This is a genomic window from Nocardioides sp. NBC_00368, from assembly GCF_036090055.1.
Taxonomy (GTDB): Bacteria; Actinomycetota; Actinomycetes; order Propionibacteriales; family Nocardioidaceae; genus Nocardioides.
This window is the reverse complement of the sequence record NZ_CP107970.1, coordinates 5,222,451-5,238,747: the sequence shown is the minus strand read 5'-3', so window position 1 is coordinate 5,238,747 and position 16,297 is coordinate 5,222,451. Positions and strand designations below refer to the sequence as shown.

Sequence of the window (16,297 nt, the reverse complement as noted above, 5' to 3'; positions counted from 1 at the left end):
TGGATCTTGCCTAACGGTCCTCGTGGATCCGTCCGGTGGTGGTCGCCAGGCGCTCACCGGAGCCGCCCCAACGGCCGGCGATGATCTCGGCGGCGATGGAGATGGCGGTCTCCTCCGGCGTACGGGCGCCGAGGTCGAGGCCGATGGGGCTGCTCAGGCGGGCGATCTCCTCGTCGGTGAGGCCGGCGTCGCGTAGGCGGGCGAGGCGGTCGTCGTGGGTGCGGCGGGAGCCCATCGCACCGACGTAGGCGATGTCGGGGAGGCGAAGCGCGACCTCGAGAAGAGGTACGTCGAACTTCGGGTCGTGGGTGAGGACGGCGATCACGGTGCGCTGGTCGATGCGGCCCGCCTCGACCTCGGCGCCCAGGTAGCGGTGGGGCCAGTCGACGACGACCTCGTCGGCCGAGGGGAAGCGGGAGTTGGTGGCGAAGACCGGGCGGGCGTCGCAGACGGTGACGTGGTAGCCGAGGAAGGCGCCGACCCGGGCCACGGCAGCGGCGAAGTCGATGGCGCCGAAGACGAGCATCCGGGGCTTGGGCGCGAAGGACCAGACGAAGACGCGCATGCCCTCGCCGCGGCGCTCGCCATCGATGCCGTAGGAGAGCGTCTGGTTGGTGCCGTGGGCCAGCAGCCCGAGGGCGTCGTCGTGGACGGCGTCGTCCATCCTCGCGCTTCCCAGGGATCCCTTGACACCTTCGGGGCGGATGAGGACGCGGCGGCCGAGGATCTCGGGGTCGGGGTGCTCGATCACGGTTGCAAGAGCGACGGGGGTGCCGCTGCGTACGTCCTCGGCGAGCTCGCCGAGCTCCGGGAAGGTCTCCTTCGACACCTTCTCGACGAAGACGTCGAGGATGCCGCCGCAGGTCAGACCGACCGCGAACGCGTCGTCGTCGGAGACGCCGTAGCGATGGAGCTCCGGGACGCCGGAGGCGGCGACCTCACGGGCGACCTCGTAGACCGCGCCTTCGACACAGCCGCCGGAGACCGAGCCGACCGCGGTCTCGTCGGGGCCGACGAGCATCGAGGCCCCTGGGGGCCGAGGCGCCGACTGGAACGTCGCCACCACCGTCGCCACCGCCACGGTCTCGCCGGACTCCCACCACTTCATCAGATCGTCGAGTACGTCACGCACGCGCGATCACCTCCACCAGATCCTCGTACGTCGCCAGCGAATGTCCGGCGACGAAGTCGTCCACGTGCGGAAGCACCGCGACGATGCCTCGCTGCAGCGGCTCATATCCAACCTTGCCACGGTGTGGGTTGACCCACACCACACGATGGGCGAGGCGGTGCAGCCTCGCCGTCTGCTCCTCGAGGAGCGCGGGGTCGCCGCGCTCCCAGCCGTCGCTCGCGATGACCACCACCGCGCCTCGGGCAAGTCCTTGGTGTCGCCGCAGGAACGCCTGCAGGTCGTCGCCGAGCCGGGTGCCGCCCGACCAGTCGGGCACGGTCTCGCCCGCTGCGACCAGCGCACGGTCGGGGTCGCGGTGGCGCAGCGCGCGGGTGACGTCGGTGATCCTGGTGCCCATCGTGAACACCGCGCCGCTTCCGGTCGTCGAGGTCACCCGGTGCGCAACCCGCAGCAGCACGTCGGCGTAGGAGCTCATCGACCCGGACACGTCGATCAGCCACACGACACGGCGCGGCCGCTCTCCGCGCCTGCGGTAGTGGATCCCGGCCGGCTCGCCGAGGTGACGCAGGCTCGCGCGCAGGGTGCGGTGGGCGTCGACGCGGCCCCGTCGCCACTGCTCCTGTCGCGGTGTCCTTCTTCGCGGCGCCCGTGGGCGGAGCCGGGCGATCAGCGCAGCCACCCGCTCCTGCTCGGCCGGGTCGAGGTCCGCGACGTCGCGGTGGCGCAGGGTCTCGATCTCACTCGCGCGGGCCCGGATGACGTCGCCCTCCCCCTCCCCCGCCTCGTCGCCGTCCTGCGGCTCTGTCTCGGGGAGGCTGGAGGTGACCGAGACGGTACGCGGCGGCCCCTGTGGTCTCGGCAGCGTCGCCGTCGGCCCGAACCAGGCCTCGAAGACCTGGTCGTAGCGGCGCAGGTCGTCGGGGCCGGCGCACAACGTCGCCCTCCCGGCCGTGTAGGTCGCGACCGGGTCGTCGGCGCCGACGATCGCGGTCGCCTGCAGGAAGCCGTGGGCGCGGTCCTGGGTCACCGGCACCCCGGCCGCGCGGAGGGCTCGGGTGAAGCCGAGGAAGATCGCTGTTGGGATACCCGGTTCACCGGGTATCCCTGCACTTCTCTGGCGTTGCATTGCCCGAGAAGTGCCAGTTTTGCCAGAGAAGTCCGTCACGTCAGCAGCCGATCCAGCGCCGCCCGGACGCGATCGGCGTCCTCACGGTGCTTGACGAGCGCGCCGAGCGTGGCGGCAGCGCTCTCCAGGTTCATCTCGGTCGTGCCGAGGTGGTGCAGGGCGCGGGCCCAGTCGAGCGTCTCGGCGACCCCCGGCGGCTTGAGCAGGGCGTTCGCGCCCTCGGCGCCGCGCAGCTGCTGGACCACCGTGACCACCTGGCGGGCGAGCTCCTCGGCGACCTCGGGGGCTCGGCTGCGTACGATCTCGATCTCGCGGTCCAGGCCCGGGTGGTCGATCCAGTGGTACAGGCAGCGGCGCTTGAGGGCGTCGTGGAGCTCGCGGGTGCGGTTGGAGGTGAGCACGACGACCGGGGGGACCGTGGCCGCGACCGTGCCGAACTCCGGGATCGTCACCTGATAGGTGGACAGCACCTCCAGCAGGAACGCCTCGAACTCGTCGTCGGCCCGGTCGACCTCGTCGACGAGCAGCACCGAGGGCGCCTGCCGCAGCGCCGCCAGCACCGGACGGGCGAGCAGGAACCGCTCGTCGTAGAGCGACTTCTCGGCCTCCTCCACCTCGCCGGCACCACCGGCCGCCTCCAACGCGCGCAGGTGCAGGATCTGGCGGGCGAAGTCCCAGTCGTAGAGCGCCTGGGTGGCGTCGATCCCCTCGTAGCACTGCAACCTCACCAGCGGCAGGTCGAGTGCCTCGGCGACGGCCTCCGCGAGTGCGGTCTTCCCGGTCCCCGGTTCACCCTCGAGCAGCAGCGGACGCTGCATCCTGAGCGCGAGGAACGTCACCGTCGCCAGCTCCGGGTCGGCCAGGTATCCCGTCGACGCCAGGCGGTCGGCGATCTCCCGGGGCGTCAGGTCCATGACCTGAGCCTAGAACGCGAAGCGTTGGCTGAGGGTTGGACAACCTCTTAGGAGGGTAGGGGCGAGTCGCCGCTCAGCGGCGGTCGACGTCGTCCCCGCCGGCCAGGTCGCCGCACTCCACCAGGCGTACGTCATGTGTCTCGAGATAGCGCCGGGCGCCCTGGTCGCCGACGGCTGCGTCGATGACGCCGTCCCAGTGGTCGCGTCCGATCAGCACCGGATGACCCGGAACCCCGTGGTAGGCAGCCCGAGCCAGCCCGGCGGCAGAGGCCGAGGTGACCACCCGAGCCACCACGTCGGCACCCACGTCGGGCAGATCGACCAGATGGACCACGGCAGCCTGTACGTCCGGCCCGAGAGTTTCCAGACCAACCCGCAGCGAGGCACCCATCCCCTCGTTCCAGTCCTCGGCTACGACGACCCGCTGACCCGCCGGGAGCAGCGTCCGAGCCTCCTCGGCAGACGCCCCGAGCACGACGAGCACGTCGTCGCAGCCGCCCTCGCGCAGAACCCCGATCGAGCGGACCAGCCAGTCGTCGACGAGCGCCTTCGGCTTGCCCATCCGGCGCCCGGCGCCGGCGGCGAGAAGGAGCCCGGAGATCACTTGAACGCGGCGGTGTAGAGCTTCTGCAGCTTCGGGGTCTTCGCGTCGCTGTAGCCGCAGCCGATGACCTCGGCATCGCCCTTGGCAGCGACCAGGTAGCTCTTGCCCTTCTCGAACTCGGGCATCGGGATCGTGCTCGGGGCGGGCAGGACGATCCGGACGGTGTCGGTGCCGCCGAAGCCGTCGGCGTACATCCACGTCTTCACCCGCAGCACGGCCTCGCTCTTGGTCACGCTCTCGGCAGTGCCCTCGAAGGCCAACGCGGCATTCTGGGAGAGCCACTTCGACGTGGGCGGGATGCAGCGGGCAGCATCGGCGACGACGGTCAGCTCGGTCGCCCCCGAGGCCCCGGCCGGAGCCGAGGCCGAAGGGGGCGCCGCGGTCTCGGTGACCGTCGCGGTCGGCGAAGGTGGCTTGGCGTCGGGGTCCTCGGCGGTGTCGTCGGAGCCGAGAAGCCCGAAGGAGGCGACGACAGCGACGAGCACGACCGCGACGGCGATGACGGCCGCGAGCCAGCGCCACGGCGACCGCGGCGGCTGCATCCCGGTCTTCGGTCCGACGTCGACGCTCATGCCGACATCATGCCTCATCCCTGGGCGTCATCCGGGACCCCGCTACCCCAGGCAGGTTGACACACGCAGGCGGGGCCCTGGTCTCGAAGACCCTGACCCCGCCCGCCGCTGCAGAACTTCACCCGGACATTCCTTGGGCTTCAAAGCCCCCCAGATCCAGACGCTTCCCCGCAGTCGGCCACTGTGTGGAGCACCCATGTTGCGTTACCGAGCTGTTGTCGAGACAGTGTCGAAAGTCCCCAAAAGGATGGGACCGCTGGGCCCCTCGCTTCCGTCTGATCAGGTCATCCCAGATGACGATCCAGGAACCCGATCACCCGCCTGATCGAGAGGTCCCACTGCGGCCCGAAGGCATGCTGCTCCCCCTCGTAGACCCACAGCCGCTGACGCACACCGGCGCTCTCCATCAGGTCCCGGGTGGTGTAGGCCCACCGGATCGGGCAGGACTCGTCGTTGGTCCCGTGATGCATCTGGACCGGGACCTCGATGCGGTCGAAGTACGTCCGGGCCGACAGCCCCGCCCAGAACTCCGGCTCCCGCTCGGGATCTCCGTACTGCCGGTAGAGCCGGGCCACCTCCTCGGGCCGCGACGGCACCGCCCATCGGTTGATGTTGTCGACGATGTCGGAGGAGACCGACGCGTACGTCACGCCGGCACGCACCAGGTCCGGCTGGGCGACGAGCGCGTTCATCACCACTCCCCCGCCCATGGAGCGACCGAGCAGCGCGGTGCGGTCGGGGTCGACGTACGGAAGCCTCTTCATCGCCTGGACGGCGTTGATCGTGTCGCGGGTGTAGCCCAGGCGGCTCTCGTCCTCCTCGGTGCCCTCCGGGACGGGGGACGATCCGGCGTGACCGCGGTAGTCCGTGTGGAGGACGACGTAGCCCTCCCGGGCAAGCCGGTCCTGCTCCCGCTTCAGCCCCTGGCCGGTGACGTAGATGTCGGTGTCGATGTGGCCATGGGCGAAGACGACGCCGGGGAACGGCCCCTCGCCGCGCGGCCGGAAGAGCACTCCGGTGATCGTCAGCGGCCCGCTCGGGTAGCTGACCTCGAAACGCCGGTAGGCGTCCGTGCTGCCCGACTCCCGCAGCACCTTCACCTCGCCGCCCGGGAAGTCCTCCCGCATCAACTGTGGGAGCGAGACCTTGTCGGTCACCGGCGGCACGGTCTCCGACGGGCTCGGGGATGGCGCGGCCGACGAAGCCGAGGCCGACGGCTCCGCTGTCCGAGACGGCGGCGCGGCGGCCGGCTCACCGCCGCATCCGGCGAGGAGCACGGCCGATACCACCAGTGCCGGGATCGCCTTCAGGCCCATGCCGTCGAGAGTAGCCCGGCGTCGGGAGCGGGGTCGCCGGGTGTAGTCCAGGGAGTTTCCGTCCATCTACTCGCGAGTAACCGACGGAAACTCCCTGGACTACCCGGCGGCCGGCCGGAAAACCGGAAGAGGGCCCCTCCCGAAGGAGGGGCCCTCTTGCTGGAAACAGCGGGCGATCAGAAGCCCATGCCGCCCATGTCACCCATGCCACCGGTCGGGTCGCCACCAGCGGCGGCCTTCTCCGGCTTGTCGGCCACGACGGCCTCGGTGGTGAGGAACAGCGCGGCGATCGACGCGGCGTTCTGCAGCGCGGAGCGGGTCACCTTGGCGGGGTCGATGATGCCCGCGGCCAGCAGGTCGACGTACTCACCCGTGGCGGCGTTGAGGCCGTGGCCCTGCGGGAGGCCGGCGACCTTCTCCGCCACGACGCCGCCCTCGAGGCCGGCGTTGATGGCGATCTGCTTCAGCGGCGCCGAGATGGCGGCCTTGACGATCGAGGCACCGGTGGCCTCGTCGCCCTCGAGCTCGAGCTTCTCGAAGGCAGCGGCGGCGGCCTGGATCAGCGCGACACCACCGCCGGCGAGGATGCCCTCCTCGACAGCAGCCTTGGCGTTGCGGACGGCGTCCTCGATGCGGTGCTTGCGCTCCTTGAGCTCGACCTCGGTGGCCGCGCCGACCTTGATGACGGCCACGCCGCCGGCCAGCTTGGCGAGGCGCTCCTGGAGCTTCTCGCGGTCGTAGTCGGAGTCCGACTTCTCGATCTCGGCGCGGATCTGGTTGACCCGGCCCTCGATCTGACCCTGGTCGCCCGAACCCTCGACGATGGTGGTCTCGTCCTTGGTGATGACGACCTTGCGGGCCTGGCCGAGCAGCTCGATGCCGGCGGTCTCCAGGGAGAGGCCGACCTCCTCGGAGATGACCTGGCCACCGGTGAGGATCGCGATGTCCTGCAGCATGGCCTTGCGGCGGTCACCGAAGCCCGGAGCCTTGACGGCGACGGACTTGAAGGTGCCCTTGATCTTGTTGACGACCAGCGTCGAGAGAGCCTCGCCGTCGACGTCCTCGGCCAGGATGACCAGCGGCTTGCCGGTCTGCATGACCTTCTCCAGGACCGGGATCAGGTCCTTGACGCTGGAGATCTTCGAGTTGACGATCAGGATGTACGGGTCGTCGAGGACGGTCTCCATACGCTCCGGGTCGGTCACGAAGTAGGCCGAGATGTAGCCCTTGTCGAAGCGCATACCCTCGGTCAGCTCGAGGTCGAGCCCGAAGGTGTTCGACTCCTCGACGGTGATGACGCCTTCCTTGCCGACCTTGTCCATCGCCTCGGCGATGATCTCGCCGACGGTGGTGTCAGCGGCCGAGATCGAGGCGGTAGCAGCGATCTGCTCCTTGGTCTCGATGTCCTTGGCCTGGGCGAGCAGCTGCTCGGAGACGGCGTCGACGGCCGCCTCGATGCCGCGCTTCAGGCCGGCCGGGTTGGCACCCGCGGCGACGTTGCGCAGGCCCTCGCGGACCAGCGCCTGGGCGAGAACGGTCGCGGTCGTCGTGCCGTCACCGGCGACGTCGTCGGTCTTCTTCGCGACCTCCTTGACCAGCTCGGCACCGATCTTCTCGTAGGGGTCCTCGAGCTCGATCTCCTTGGCGATGGACACACCATCGTTGGTGATCGTGGGGGCGCCCCACTTCTTCTCGAGCACGACGTTGCGGCCCTTGGGACCGAGGGTGACCTTGACGGCGTCGGCGAGGGTGTTGAGACCCTTCTCCAGACCCCGACGGGCCTCCTCGTTGAAAGCGATGAGCTTCGGCATTGCTCCTGCGATCCTTCACTTGGGAAGTTCGTTGGATCCGGTCCGATGGGTTGCCCGCGACGGACGACGCCACTCCCGGCAGAACCCTTCCCTGCCGCTCGCGACGCCTCAACGTCACCGGTCCGGTTGTTGTCACTCTCATGGTAAGAGTGCCAGCCTCATGTTTAGCACTCGACCCCTGCGAGTGCAAGAAAATCGGCGCGGCGGCGGTCAGAGAGACTTCGCCAGCTCCGCGAACTCGAGGTCGTCGCGCAGCGGCACGCCGAAGCGCTCGTCGCCGTAGGGGAACGGCTCGAAGCGCCCCGTACGCCGGAACCCCCGCCGCTCGTAGAACGCGATCAGGTCCTCGCGCTGCCGGATCACGGTCATCCTGATCTCCTCGGCGCCCCACTCGCGCGCGATCCGCTCGGCCTCGGCCATCACGGCCTTGCCGACACCGGCGCCCTGCTGGCTCGGCGAGACGGAGAACATGCCGAAATAGACGTACGCCTCGCGCTTCTGCAGCTGGCAGCAGGCGACGATCTCCCCCGACCGCGCGGCGGCCTGTTCGGCGACCAGCAGCCGGGAGCCCGGCGCCACGATGACCTCGCGCACGCCCTCCGGGTCGGTGCGCTGGCCGGCCAGCAGGTCGGCCTCGGTGGTCCACCCGGCGCGGGAGGCATCGCCGCGGTAGGCCGACTCGATCAGCCCGACCAGGGCATCCACGTCGGAGAAGGTGGCGTCACGGAAGGTCAGCTCGGGCACGGGCCCAAGATACGACAGCGCGACAATCAGGCGGGCAGGTCCGGCAGCGACGGCCGCCGCAGCCAGGCGTCGAAGAGCGGCGTGAGGTCACGGCCGCAGACCTCGGCCGCGAGCGCCTCGAAGTCGGCGGTGGTGACCGAGCCGCCGCTGTGGCGGGCGACCCAGGTGCGCAGCAGCCGGAAGAACGCCTCGTCCCCGACCGTGCGGCGCAGTGCGTGCAGGGTGAGCGCTCCACGCTTGTAGACCCGGTCGTCGAACATGTCCGCGGACCCGGGGTCGGCGAGGACCAGGTCCTGCGGCAGCCCCGCCAGTCGGCGGTGGTGGTGCCGCGCGTGCTCGCCGCACGCGCGGCCTCCGGAGGCGTCCGACCACAGCCACTCGCTGTAGCAGGCGAAGCCCTCGTGCAGCCAGATGTCGCGCCACTCGCGCAGCGTCACCGCGTTGCCGAACCACTGGTGGGCGAGCTCATGGGCGACGAGGCGTACCTCCGACCACTCGCCGGTGAGGTGGTTGCGCCCGAAGGTCGACAGCGACTGCGACTCGAGCGGGATCTCGAGCTCGTCGTCGGTGACCACGACGGAGTAGGAGGCGAACGGGTAGGGCCCGAAGACCGAGGTGAAGTAGGCCATCATCTCCCGCTGCCGTCCGAAGGAGGCCTCGAACCCGGCGGTGGCGTCGACCGGGTACGCAGCCCGGATCGGCACCCGGCCGCCCGGCCCCTCGGTGGGCGCGATGTCGATGACCCGGTAGCGCCCGATCTGCACCGTGGCGAGATAGGTCGCCATCGGCTCGGCCTCCCAGTAGCGCCAGGTCTCCCCGCTGCCGCGGCGTACGCGGGAGGTCAGCTCGCCGTTGGAGACGACCGCATAGCCGGGCGCCGTGGTCACGCTGATCGCGTAGCGGGCCTTGTCCGAAGGGCGGTCGTTGCACGGGAACCAGGTCGGCGCACCGTGCGGTTGGCCGGCGACGATGACGCCGTCGTCGAGCTCCTCCCAGCCGGCGTCGCCGTGGTGGGGCAGCACCACCGGGCGGGGCTTGCCGGAGTACCTGACCGTGATCACGAACTCCTCGCCGGACGCGATCCTGGAGCGGAGGTTCAGGACCAGGCGGTGGTCGTGGTGGCTCCACTTGCCGGGCTGACGGCCGTCGATCGCCACCTTCTGCACCCGCAGGTAGGCGAGATCGAGGACGACGCGGCTGATGTCGTCGACCGCGACCGCGCGGATCGTCGCCGTGCCTGCGAGCCGGTTGCCGACCAGGTCGTAGGTGAGGTCGAGGTCGTAGTGGGTCGCGCTCCACGACAGGTCCCCGTGTCCCGGGAGATAGGGGTCGGCGGTGGGCAGCTTCGGCACGGCGGTCATGGTAGAGGCACCCGCTCAGCCGGCCTGGTCCCAGGGACCGATCGGGTTGCCGATCCACAGCGTCTTGTCCGGAAGGTTCTCGCCGCGCATCACCAGCGAGACCGGGCCGACGACCGCGTGCCGGCCGATGGCGGCGGCAGGCAGGATCACCGAGTTGGGGCCGAGCGTGGCGCCTCTCCTGAGTGTGACCGTGTCGAGGGCGAGCACGCGGTCGTGGAAGAGGTGGGTCTGCACGACGGTGCCGGCGTTGACCGTGGCGCCGTCGCCGAGCTCGACCAGGTCGGTCTCGGGAAGCCAGTGGGTCTCGATCCACACCCCGCGGCCGATCCTCGCGCCGAGCGCGCGGAACCACAGGTTGAGCACCGGGGTGCCCGACACGGCACCGGTGAACCAGGGCGCGGCGAGCACCTCGACGAAGGTGTCGGCCAGCTCGTTGGCCCACACGAACCAGCTCCACAGCGGGTGCGAGCCGGCCCGGACCCTGCCCACGAGCAGCCATTTCGCCACCACGGTGATGCCGGCCGCGACCGCTCCGGCGGCCGCGAGCACCGGCCCGGCGACCAGGACCGCGACGATCAGATCGGCCGACTCCCAGATCAAGACGAGCGACCAGACCACCCCGGCGTAGAGCAGCGCCGCGAGCGTCTGCGGCACCAACCGGGCCAGCTCGATGAGCGCACGAGCAACCTTGAGGCGGCCCGGTGGGTCATAGGTACGTCCGGAGTCGGCCTCCCCGGCCGCTCGGCGCAGCGGCGCGGGCGGCGAGCCGAGCCAGCTCTCGCCCTTCTGCGCGCGCTTGCGGCGCGGAGCGGCGCTGAGCACGGCGACCAGAGCGGCCTTCGGCACCTTCCGGCCGGGTGCGGCCATGCCCGAGTTGCCGACGAAGGCGCGCTTGCCGATCTTCACCCGCTCGACCCGCAGCCAGCCGCCCCCGAGCTCGTAGCCACCGATCAGGGTGTCGTCGGCGAGGAAGCTCTGGTCGTTGACCTGCGTGAGCGCGGGGATCATCAGCACCGTCGACGCCTCGACGTGCCTGCCGATCTTCGCGCCGAGCGACCGCAGCCACAGCGGCGTCAGCGTCGAGGAGTAGAGCGGGAAGAGCCAGGTGCGAGCCTCGTCGAGCACCTGCATCGTCGACCAGACCGCGACACCGGCCAGGCTGCGTACGGGATGTACGCCGGGGCGGATCGCCAGGCCCGCGAGCCGCACCACCGCCCAGACCAGCGCGGCCAGGGTGAGGAATCCGGCCGCCACCGCGACCGGGCTCCAGGCGAGCAGCGGCCCGACGTCGGCGTAGGAGCCGGGCACCCCGGCCAGGGCGACGCCGACGAGGATGCCGACGCCGATGGCGACCGCGGGGAGCAGGGCGAGCACGGCGGCCGCGATGCCGTAGAGGAGCATCCAGACCTGGGCCCGTGCCTGGGGTGGCTGCCAAGGCCCGCGCGCCTCCCGGGCGGCGCGGGTGGCCGGAGAGCCCGACCAGAACTCGCCCGCCGGCACCGTGCCGAAGACGGCGGATCCCGGCCCGACCTCGGCGTCGTCACCGACCCGGGCGCCGGGCAGCAGCGTCGACCGCGCCCCCACACGGGCGCGGTCGCCGACCGAGACCTCGCCGAGATGGAGCACGTCGCCCTCGATCCAGTGACCGGAGAGGTCGACCTCCTGCTCGATCGAGCAGCCCTTGCCGAGGGTGAGCATGCCGGTGACCGGCGGCAGGCTGTGCAGGTCGACGTTCTTGCCCATCCGCACGCCGAGCAGCCGGGCGTACCAGAGCATCCAGGGCGCGCCGGCCAGTCCGTGCGCCCCGAGCTCGTCGACGGCGTGCGTGGCCAGCCAGAGCCGCAGATGGACCTTGCCGCCGCGCGGGTGCTGCCCGGGACGTACGCCGCGCAGGATCAGCCGCGCCGCTCCGGCGGCGAGCAGCATCCGTCCGGGCGGGGTCAGGAAGGCGAGGACGGCCGGGACGAGGACCCACCAGCTGAGCGCGGGCAGCCAGGTCGCCCACGGCTGCGCGAGCGTCGTCCCGAGCGCGGTCCAGGTCAGCCAGCGGGGCGCGGCCAGGCAGCGCAGCAGGATCGTCGCGACCACCTGCGCGACCTGGGTCTCGAGACGTACCGCCGGCACCTCGCGCTCGGAGACCGCCGCCGAGCTGCCCAGCTCGTCGACGTACGCCGCCAGCGCTCCGAGCGTGGGCCGGTCGTAGATGTCGCCGAGCGCGACCTCCGGGAAGCGCTCCCGGATCAAGCTGACCATCTGGGCCGCGGTCAGGCTGCCGCCGCCGAGGTCGAAGAAGTCGGCGGTCGGCCCGGTCACCTCCGCCCCGAGCACGTCGTTCCACAGCCCGGCCAGCCAGGCCTCGGTGTCGCTCAGCCCCTCCCCCGCGCCCGCCGTGGACGCCAGCGGCCACGGGAGCGCGTCGCGGTCGACCTTCCCGCTGGTACGCGTCGGGAGGCTGTCGACCACGGCCAGCCGCGGCACCAGGGCCGCCGGCATGTCGGCCCGCAGCCTCGCGACGGAGGCGCCCTGGTCGAAGGTGTCGTCGACCGTGACGTAGCCGACGAGCAGGCTGTTGCCGGCGGCGCTCTTCCGCACCGCCGCCGCAGCCCCGACGACACCGTCGAGCTGGAGCAGGGCGCTGTCGATCTCGCCGAGCTCGATGCGCCGGCCGCCGAGCTTGATCTGGTCGTCGGCGCGGCCGCCGAAGAGCAGCCCGGCCGGGTCGTTGACGACGAGGTCGCCCGAGCGGTAGGCCCGCGACCAGCCGAGCGTGGGCATCGGGGCGTACTTCTCGGCGTCCTTGGCCGCGTCCAGGTAGCGCGCCAGGCCGACGCCGCCGATGATCAGCTCGCCGGTCTCGCCCTCGGGCACCGGGACGCCCGTCGCCGGGTCGACCACGGCGAGGTCCCAGCCGTCGAGCGGCAGACCGATCCGCACCGGCCCCTCCGCGCTCAGGCGGGCGCCACAGGCGACCACCGTCGCCTCGGTCGGGCCGTACGTGTTCCACACCTCCCGCTCAGAGGTGACCAGGCGGGCGGCGAGCTCGGGCGGGATCGCCTCGCCGCCGGTGATCAGCAGCCGGACCCGATCGAGCGAGGCCGGCGGCCACAGCGCGACGAGCGTGGGCACCGTCGAGACGATCGTGATCTGATTGGCGACCAGCCACGGGCCCACGTCGACCCCGGAGCGGACCAGCGCCCGTGGGGCCGGGACCAGACAGGCGCCGTAGCGCCAGGCGAGCCAGATCTCCTCGCAGCTCGCGTCGAACGCCACCGAGAGGCCGGCCATCACCCGGTCACCGACGCCGATCGGGGCGTCCTGGAGGAAGAGGCGGGACTCGGCGTCGACGAACGCGGCGGCGTTGCGGTGGGTGACCGCGACCCCCTTCGGCGTGCCGGTCGACCCCGACGTGAAGATCACCCAGGCGTCGTCGTCGGTCGACGGCTCCTCCGGCTCGCGCGCCTCGCGGGGCCCGGCCACGAGGGTGACCCGCAGGTCGTTCGTCACGACCGCGGCGACCTGCGCCTCACCGAAGACCAGCCGCGCCCGCTCCTCGGGGTCATCGGCGTCGACCGGCACGTAGGCGGCTCCCGCGCAGAGGATGCCGAGGATCGCGACGTACAGGTCGGTGGTGCCGCTCGCGATCCGCAGCCCGACCTTGTCCCCCGGCCCGATCCCGGCGGCGCTCAGCTCGGCGGCCAGCCCGTCGGCAGCCTCCTCGAGCTCGGCGTACGTCAGCAGGCCGTTGCCCGCCTCGACGGCCGGCTCCTCGGGCACCTGGGCAGCGGTGGCCCGAAAGATGTCGACGAGAGTTCGGGGCTCAGGCGCGAGATCGCCTCGCATCAGGGGGTCCTTCACGCGACCACGTCCGTAGCGCAAGCGCCATCATACGGACGCGGTCGCGTGAGGCTTGGATGGTTCACTCGCTGACGCTCGCTCACACGCGGAGCCTTCCGGGGTCAGTTGAACGGATGCCATACATCTTCCGTCCTTCTCGGTGTCGATTTGGCCTTGTCCCAGCCGTCATCCCCGATGACAGACTCACACCGATACGAACGGGAGAACCCACGATGACCAGATACATGGTGCTGCTGCCGACGAACGAGGCCTTCTGGGCCGAGTCGACGCCGGAGGAGAAGGCGGCCGGCTACGAGGTGCACGGCAAGTTCGCCAAGCTGCTCGCCGAGCGCGGCCACAAGGTCACCGGCGGCGCCGAGCTCCACCACTCCAGCAAGGCCAAGACGCTGCGCAAGCAGGGCGACGAGGTCGTGATCACCGAAGGCCCGTACGCCGAGACCGTCGAGCACGTCACCGGCTTCTACACGATCGAGACCGACGACGTCGCCGACATGCTCGAGTGCTGCAAGGTGCTCGCCGAGCTCGAGACGGCGCTGGAGATCCGCGAGATCGTCGAGCACGGGGAGATGTGATGCGGCCGACCCAGGGCGTCCAGATCAGGTGACGTACGTCGAGACGCTGCTGCGCGAGGAGTGGGGCCGGCTGCTGGCCCTGCTCGTCGCGCAGTTCCGTCGTCTGGACCTGGCCGAGGAGGGGCTGGCCGACGCCTTCGAGACGGCCGCCCGGCGCTGGCCCGTCGAGGGCGAGCCGGACAACGGCGCCGCGTGGCTGCTCACCGCCGCCCGGCGAAGGATCGTGGACCGGATGCGGTCGGAGGAGGTCCTGGCCCGCAAGATGCCGCCCTCACCGCCGGTTATGCGCCCAGCTCCGAGGCGACCGCGTGGGACCGCATCGTCGAGCGCTACGACGAGCTGCTCGCGCTGCGCGACACCCCGGTCGTACGTCTCAACCGGGCCGTCGCCGTGGCCGAGGCCTCCGGTGCCGAGGCCGGGCTGGAGGCGCTGGACTCGGTCGCCCTGCGGGGACACCGGCTGCCTGCCGTACGTGCACAGCTGCTGGAGCGGGCCGGGCGCCACCGGGATGCGATCGAGGCCTATGCGGAGGCCGTCGCGCTCTGCACGCACGGACCGGAGCGGGCCGATCTCGCCCGGCGACGGGACGCTCTGCAAGGTTTTGCATCCCGACCGGTAGACGAGAACACGTTCTAGTTGCCACACTCGGTGCTGTGACCCCGATCACTCTTCCGGACATCATCGAGGCGATGGCCGACGCCGTCCCCGACCGCACCGCCGTGTTCACGATGGAACACGCCTACAGCTTCGCCGAGATCGACGAGCGCGCGAGCCGGCTGGCCAACCACCTCATCGCGCAGGGCATCGAGCCGGGCGACCACGTCGCGGTCCACTCCCGCAACCGGATCGAGTGGGTCGACGCCTTCTACGGGTGCATGAAGGCGCGGGCGGTGCCGATCAACATCAACCACAAGTACCTCCACGACGAGCTCGACCACCTCTACCGCAACTCCGACGCGGTGATGGCGATCATCGGGCCCGAGCACGTCGAGGCGGTCGCCGCGCTCGGGCTCGGGATCCCGACGCTGGTGCTGGGCGAGGAGTACGACGCCGCGGTGGCCGCCGCCCCCAAGGAGCGCCCCGACATCGAGCGCAGCCCCGACGACCGCTACGTCATCTACACCGGCGGCACCACCGGGATGCCGAAGGGCGTCGTGTGGCGCCAGGAGGACATCATCCGAGCCGCGCTGAACGCGAGCCGGTTCGGAGCGCCCTTCGACACCGTCGAGCAGCTCGCCCAGGAGGCCGCGGCGCAGGAGACGCCGATGGTGCTGCTGGCCTGCGGCCCGATGATGCACGGCGGCAGCCAGTGGATCATGGGCAACGGCCATGTCGCCGGCTGCACGGTCTCGCTCTACACCGAGCCGACCTGGTCGGCCGAGACGATCCTCGACCTCGTCCAGGCCGCCGGGGTCAACTCGCTCACCTTCCTCGGCGACGCGATGGGCCGCCCGGTCGCCGAGGCGATCCTGCGCGAGCCGGAACGGTGGGACCTGAGCAGCCTGTTCGCCGTCTCGAACGGCGCCGCGCCGCTCTCCGCAGGGGTCCGTACCCAGCTCCGGGAGGCGCTGCCGGGCCGCTACATCCTCGACTCCTACGGCGCCTCGGAGTCCGGGGCGACCGGCATGCAGGTCGATGAGGGCAACGAGGGTGCGCAGGCCGCCCCGAAGTTCCAGGTCGGGATGGACGTACAGGTCTTCGACACCGAGCTGAAGCCGTGCGCACCGGGCGAGACCGGAATGCTCGCCCGCACCGGCTCGATCCCGCTGGGCTACTACAACGACCCGGTCAAGACCGCGGCGACGTTCAAGGAGGTCGACGGGCAGCGCTGGTCGATCCCGGGTGACTTCGCGCGACGTGAGGAGGACGGCTCGATCACCGTCCTGGGCCGCGGTTCGGGCTGCATCAACACCGGCGGCGAGAAGGTCTTCCCGGAGGAGGTCGAGGCGGTCCTGCTGCGTCACGCCGACGTCTTCGACACCGCGGTCGTCGGCACGCCGCACGAGCGCTGGGGTCAGCAGGTCACCGCTCTCGTGCAGCTCCGCGAGGGCGCCGCGACCTCGATCGACGCGCTTCGGGAGCACTGCCGCAGCCTGATCTCGGCCTACAAGGTGCCCAAGGACATCCTGCTCGTGGAGCGAGTCCCTCGCACGCCGGTCAGCAAGGTGGACTATCGTGCGAGCGCTACGGTCGCTGCCGAGCTGCTCGAGGCGCGTAGGTGACGGCCGGCTGATCCGACGTACGGCCTCGTGTCGTACGCCCCACCTCTGGCCCTAACCAAGGAAGGCGC

General features: G+C 71.1%; 13 protein-coding genes. 3 read left to right on the top strand and 10 right to left on the bottom strand.

Annotation, left to right across the window (positions count from 1 at the left end; all coding sequences use genetic code 11):
- Positions 1–10 precede the first annotated feature (10 nt).
- From OG984_RS25010 to OG984_RS24965, 10 genes are all read right to left on the bottom strand, one after another.
- Positions 11–1,132 carry an XdhC/CoxI family protein gene (locus OG984_RS25010; protein WP_328528870.1) on the bottom strand — a complete coding sequence of 374 codons (1,122 nt, stop codon included), beginning with the start codon at positions 1,130–1,132 and terminating at the stop codon, positions 11–13.
- Positions 1,125–2,258, bottom strand: a complete 1,134-nt coding sequence (locus tag OG984_RS25005; RefSeq protein WP_328528869.1) for a vWA domain-containing protein — start codon at positions 2,256–2,258, stop codon at positions 1,125–1,127. The genes OG984_RS25010 and OG984_RS25005 overlap by 8 nt, the downstream gene beginning before the upstream one ends.
- A 35-nt stretch (positions 2,259–2,293) precedes the next feature.
- Positions 2,294–3,172: an AAA family ATPase gene (locus OG984_RS25000; protein ID WP_328528868.1), complete on the bottom strand. Its 879-nt coding sequence runs from the start codon at positions 3,170–3,172 to the stop codon at positions 2,294–2,296.
- A 73-nt stretch (positions 3,173–3,245) separates the two neighbouring features.
- The gene (locus OG984_RS24995) at positions 3,246–3,776 is read right to left on the bottom strand and encodes a nucleotidyltransferase family protein (RefSeq protein ID WP_328528867.1); all 531 of its coding nucleotides are present in this window, start codon (positions 3,774–3,776) and stop codon (positions 3,246–3,248) included.
- On the bottom strand, positions 3,773–4,348 hold the full coding sequence (locus tag OG984_RS24990; RefSeq protein ID WP_328528866.1) for a hypothetical protein: 576 nt from the start codon (positions 4,346–4,348) through the stop codon (positions 3,773–3,775). The genes OG984_RS24995 and OG984_RS24990 overlap by 4 nt, the downstream gene beginning before the upstream one ends.
- Before the next feature lie 284 nt (positions 4,349–4,632).
- Positions 4,633–5,664 (bottom strand): alpha/beta hydrolase family protein, encoded by a 1,032-nt coding sequence (locus OG984_RS24985; RefSeq protein WP_328528865.1) that lies wholly within the window; start codon positions 5,662–5,664, stop codon positions 4,633–4,635.
- 176 nt (positions 5,665–5,840) lie between these two features.
- Positions 5,841–7,475 carry a chaperonin GroEL gene (groL, locus tag OG984_RS24980; RefSeq protein ID WP_183550110.1) on the bottom strand — a complete coding sequence of 545 codons (1,635 nt, stop codon included), beginning with the start codon at positions 7,473–7,475 and terminating at the stop codon, positions 5,841–5,843.
- Positions 7,476–7,685: 210 nt separating this feature from the next.
- Positions 7,686–8,219 (bottom strand): GNAT family N-acetyltransferase, encoded by a 534-nt coding sequence (locus tag OG984_RS24975; protein ID WP_328528864.1) that lies wholly within the window; start codon positions 8,217–8,219, stop codon positions 7,686–7,688.
- A gap of 26 nt (positions 8,220–8,245) precedes the next feature.
- The gene (locus OG984_RS24970; RefSeq protein ID WP_328528863.1) at positions 8,246–9,580 is read right to left on the bottom strand and encodes a M1 family metallopeptidase; all 1,335 of its coding nucleotides are present in this window, start codon (positions 9,578–9,580) and stop codon (positions 8,246–8,248) included.
- 15 nt (positions 9,581–9,595) lie between these two features.
- Positions 9,596–13,420: a Pls/PosA family non-ribosomal peptide synthetase gene (locus OG984_RS24965; protein ID WP_328528862.1), complete on the bottom strand. Its 3,825-nt coding sequence runs from the start codon at positions 13,418–13,420 to the stop codon at positions 9,596–9,598.
- A gap of 227 nt (positions 13,421–13,647) precedes the next feature.
- On the opposite strand from OG984_RS24965, the gene OG984_RS24960 reads away from it, so the two are divergent.
- From OG984_RS24960 to OG984_RS24950, 3 genes are all read left to right on the top strand, one after another.
- Positions 13,648–14,007, top strand: a complete 360-nt coding sequence (locus OG984_RS24960) for a YciI family protein (RefSeq protein WP_328528861.1) — start codon at positions 13,648–13,650, stop codon at positions 14,005–14,007.
- A 192-nt stretch (positions 14,008–14,199) separates the two neighbouring features.
- Positions 14,200–14,643: a hypothetical protein gene (locus OG984_RS24955; protein ID WP_328528860.1), complete on the top strand. Its 444-nt coding sequence runs from the start codon at positions 14,200–14,202 to the stop codon at positions 14,641–14,643.
- A gap of 17 nt (positions 14,644–14,660) precedes the next feature.
- A complete protein-coding gene (locus OG984_RS24950) occupies positions 14,661–16,229 on the top strand; it encodes an AMP-binding protein (RefSeq protein ID WP_328528859.1) in 1,569 nt (522 codons plus the stop codon).
- The last annotated feature ends 68 nt before the right edge of the window (positions 16,230–16,297 follow it).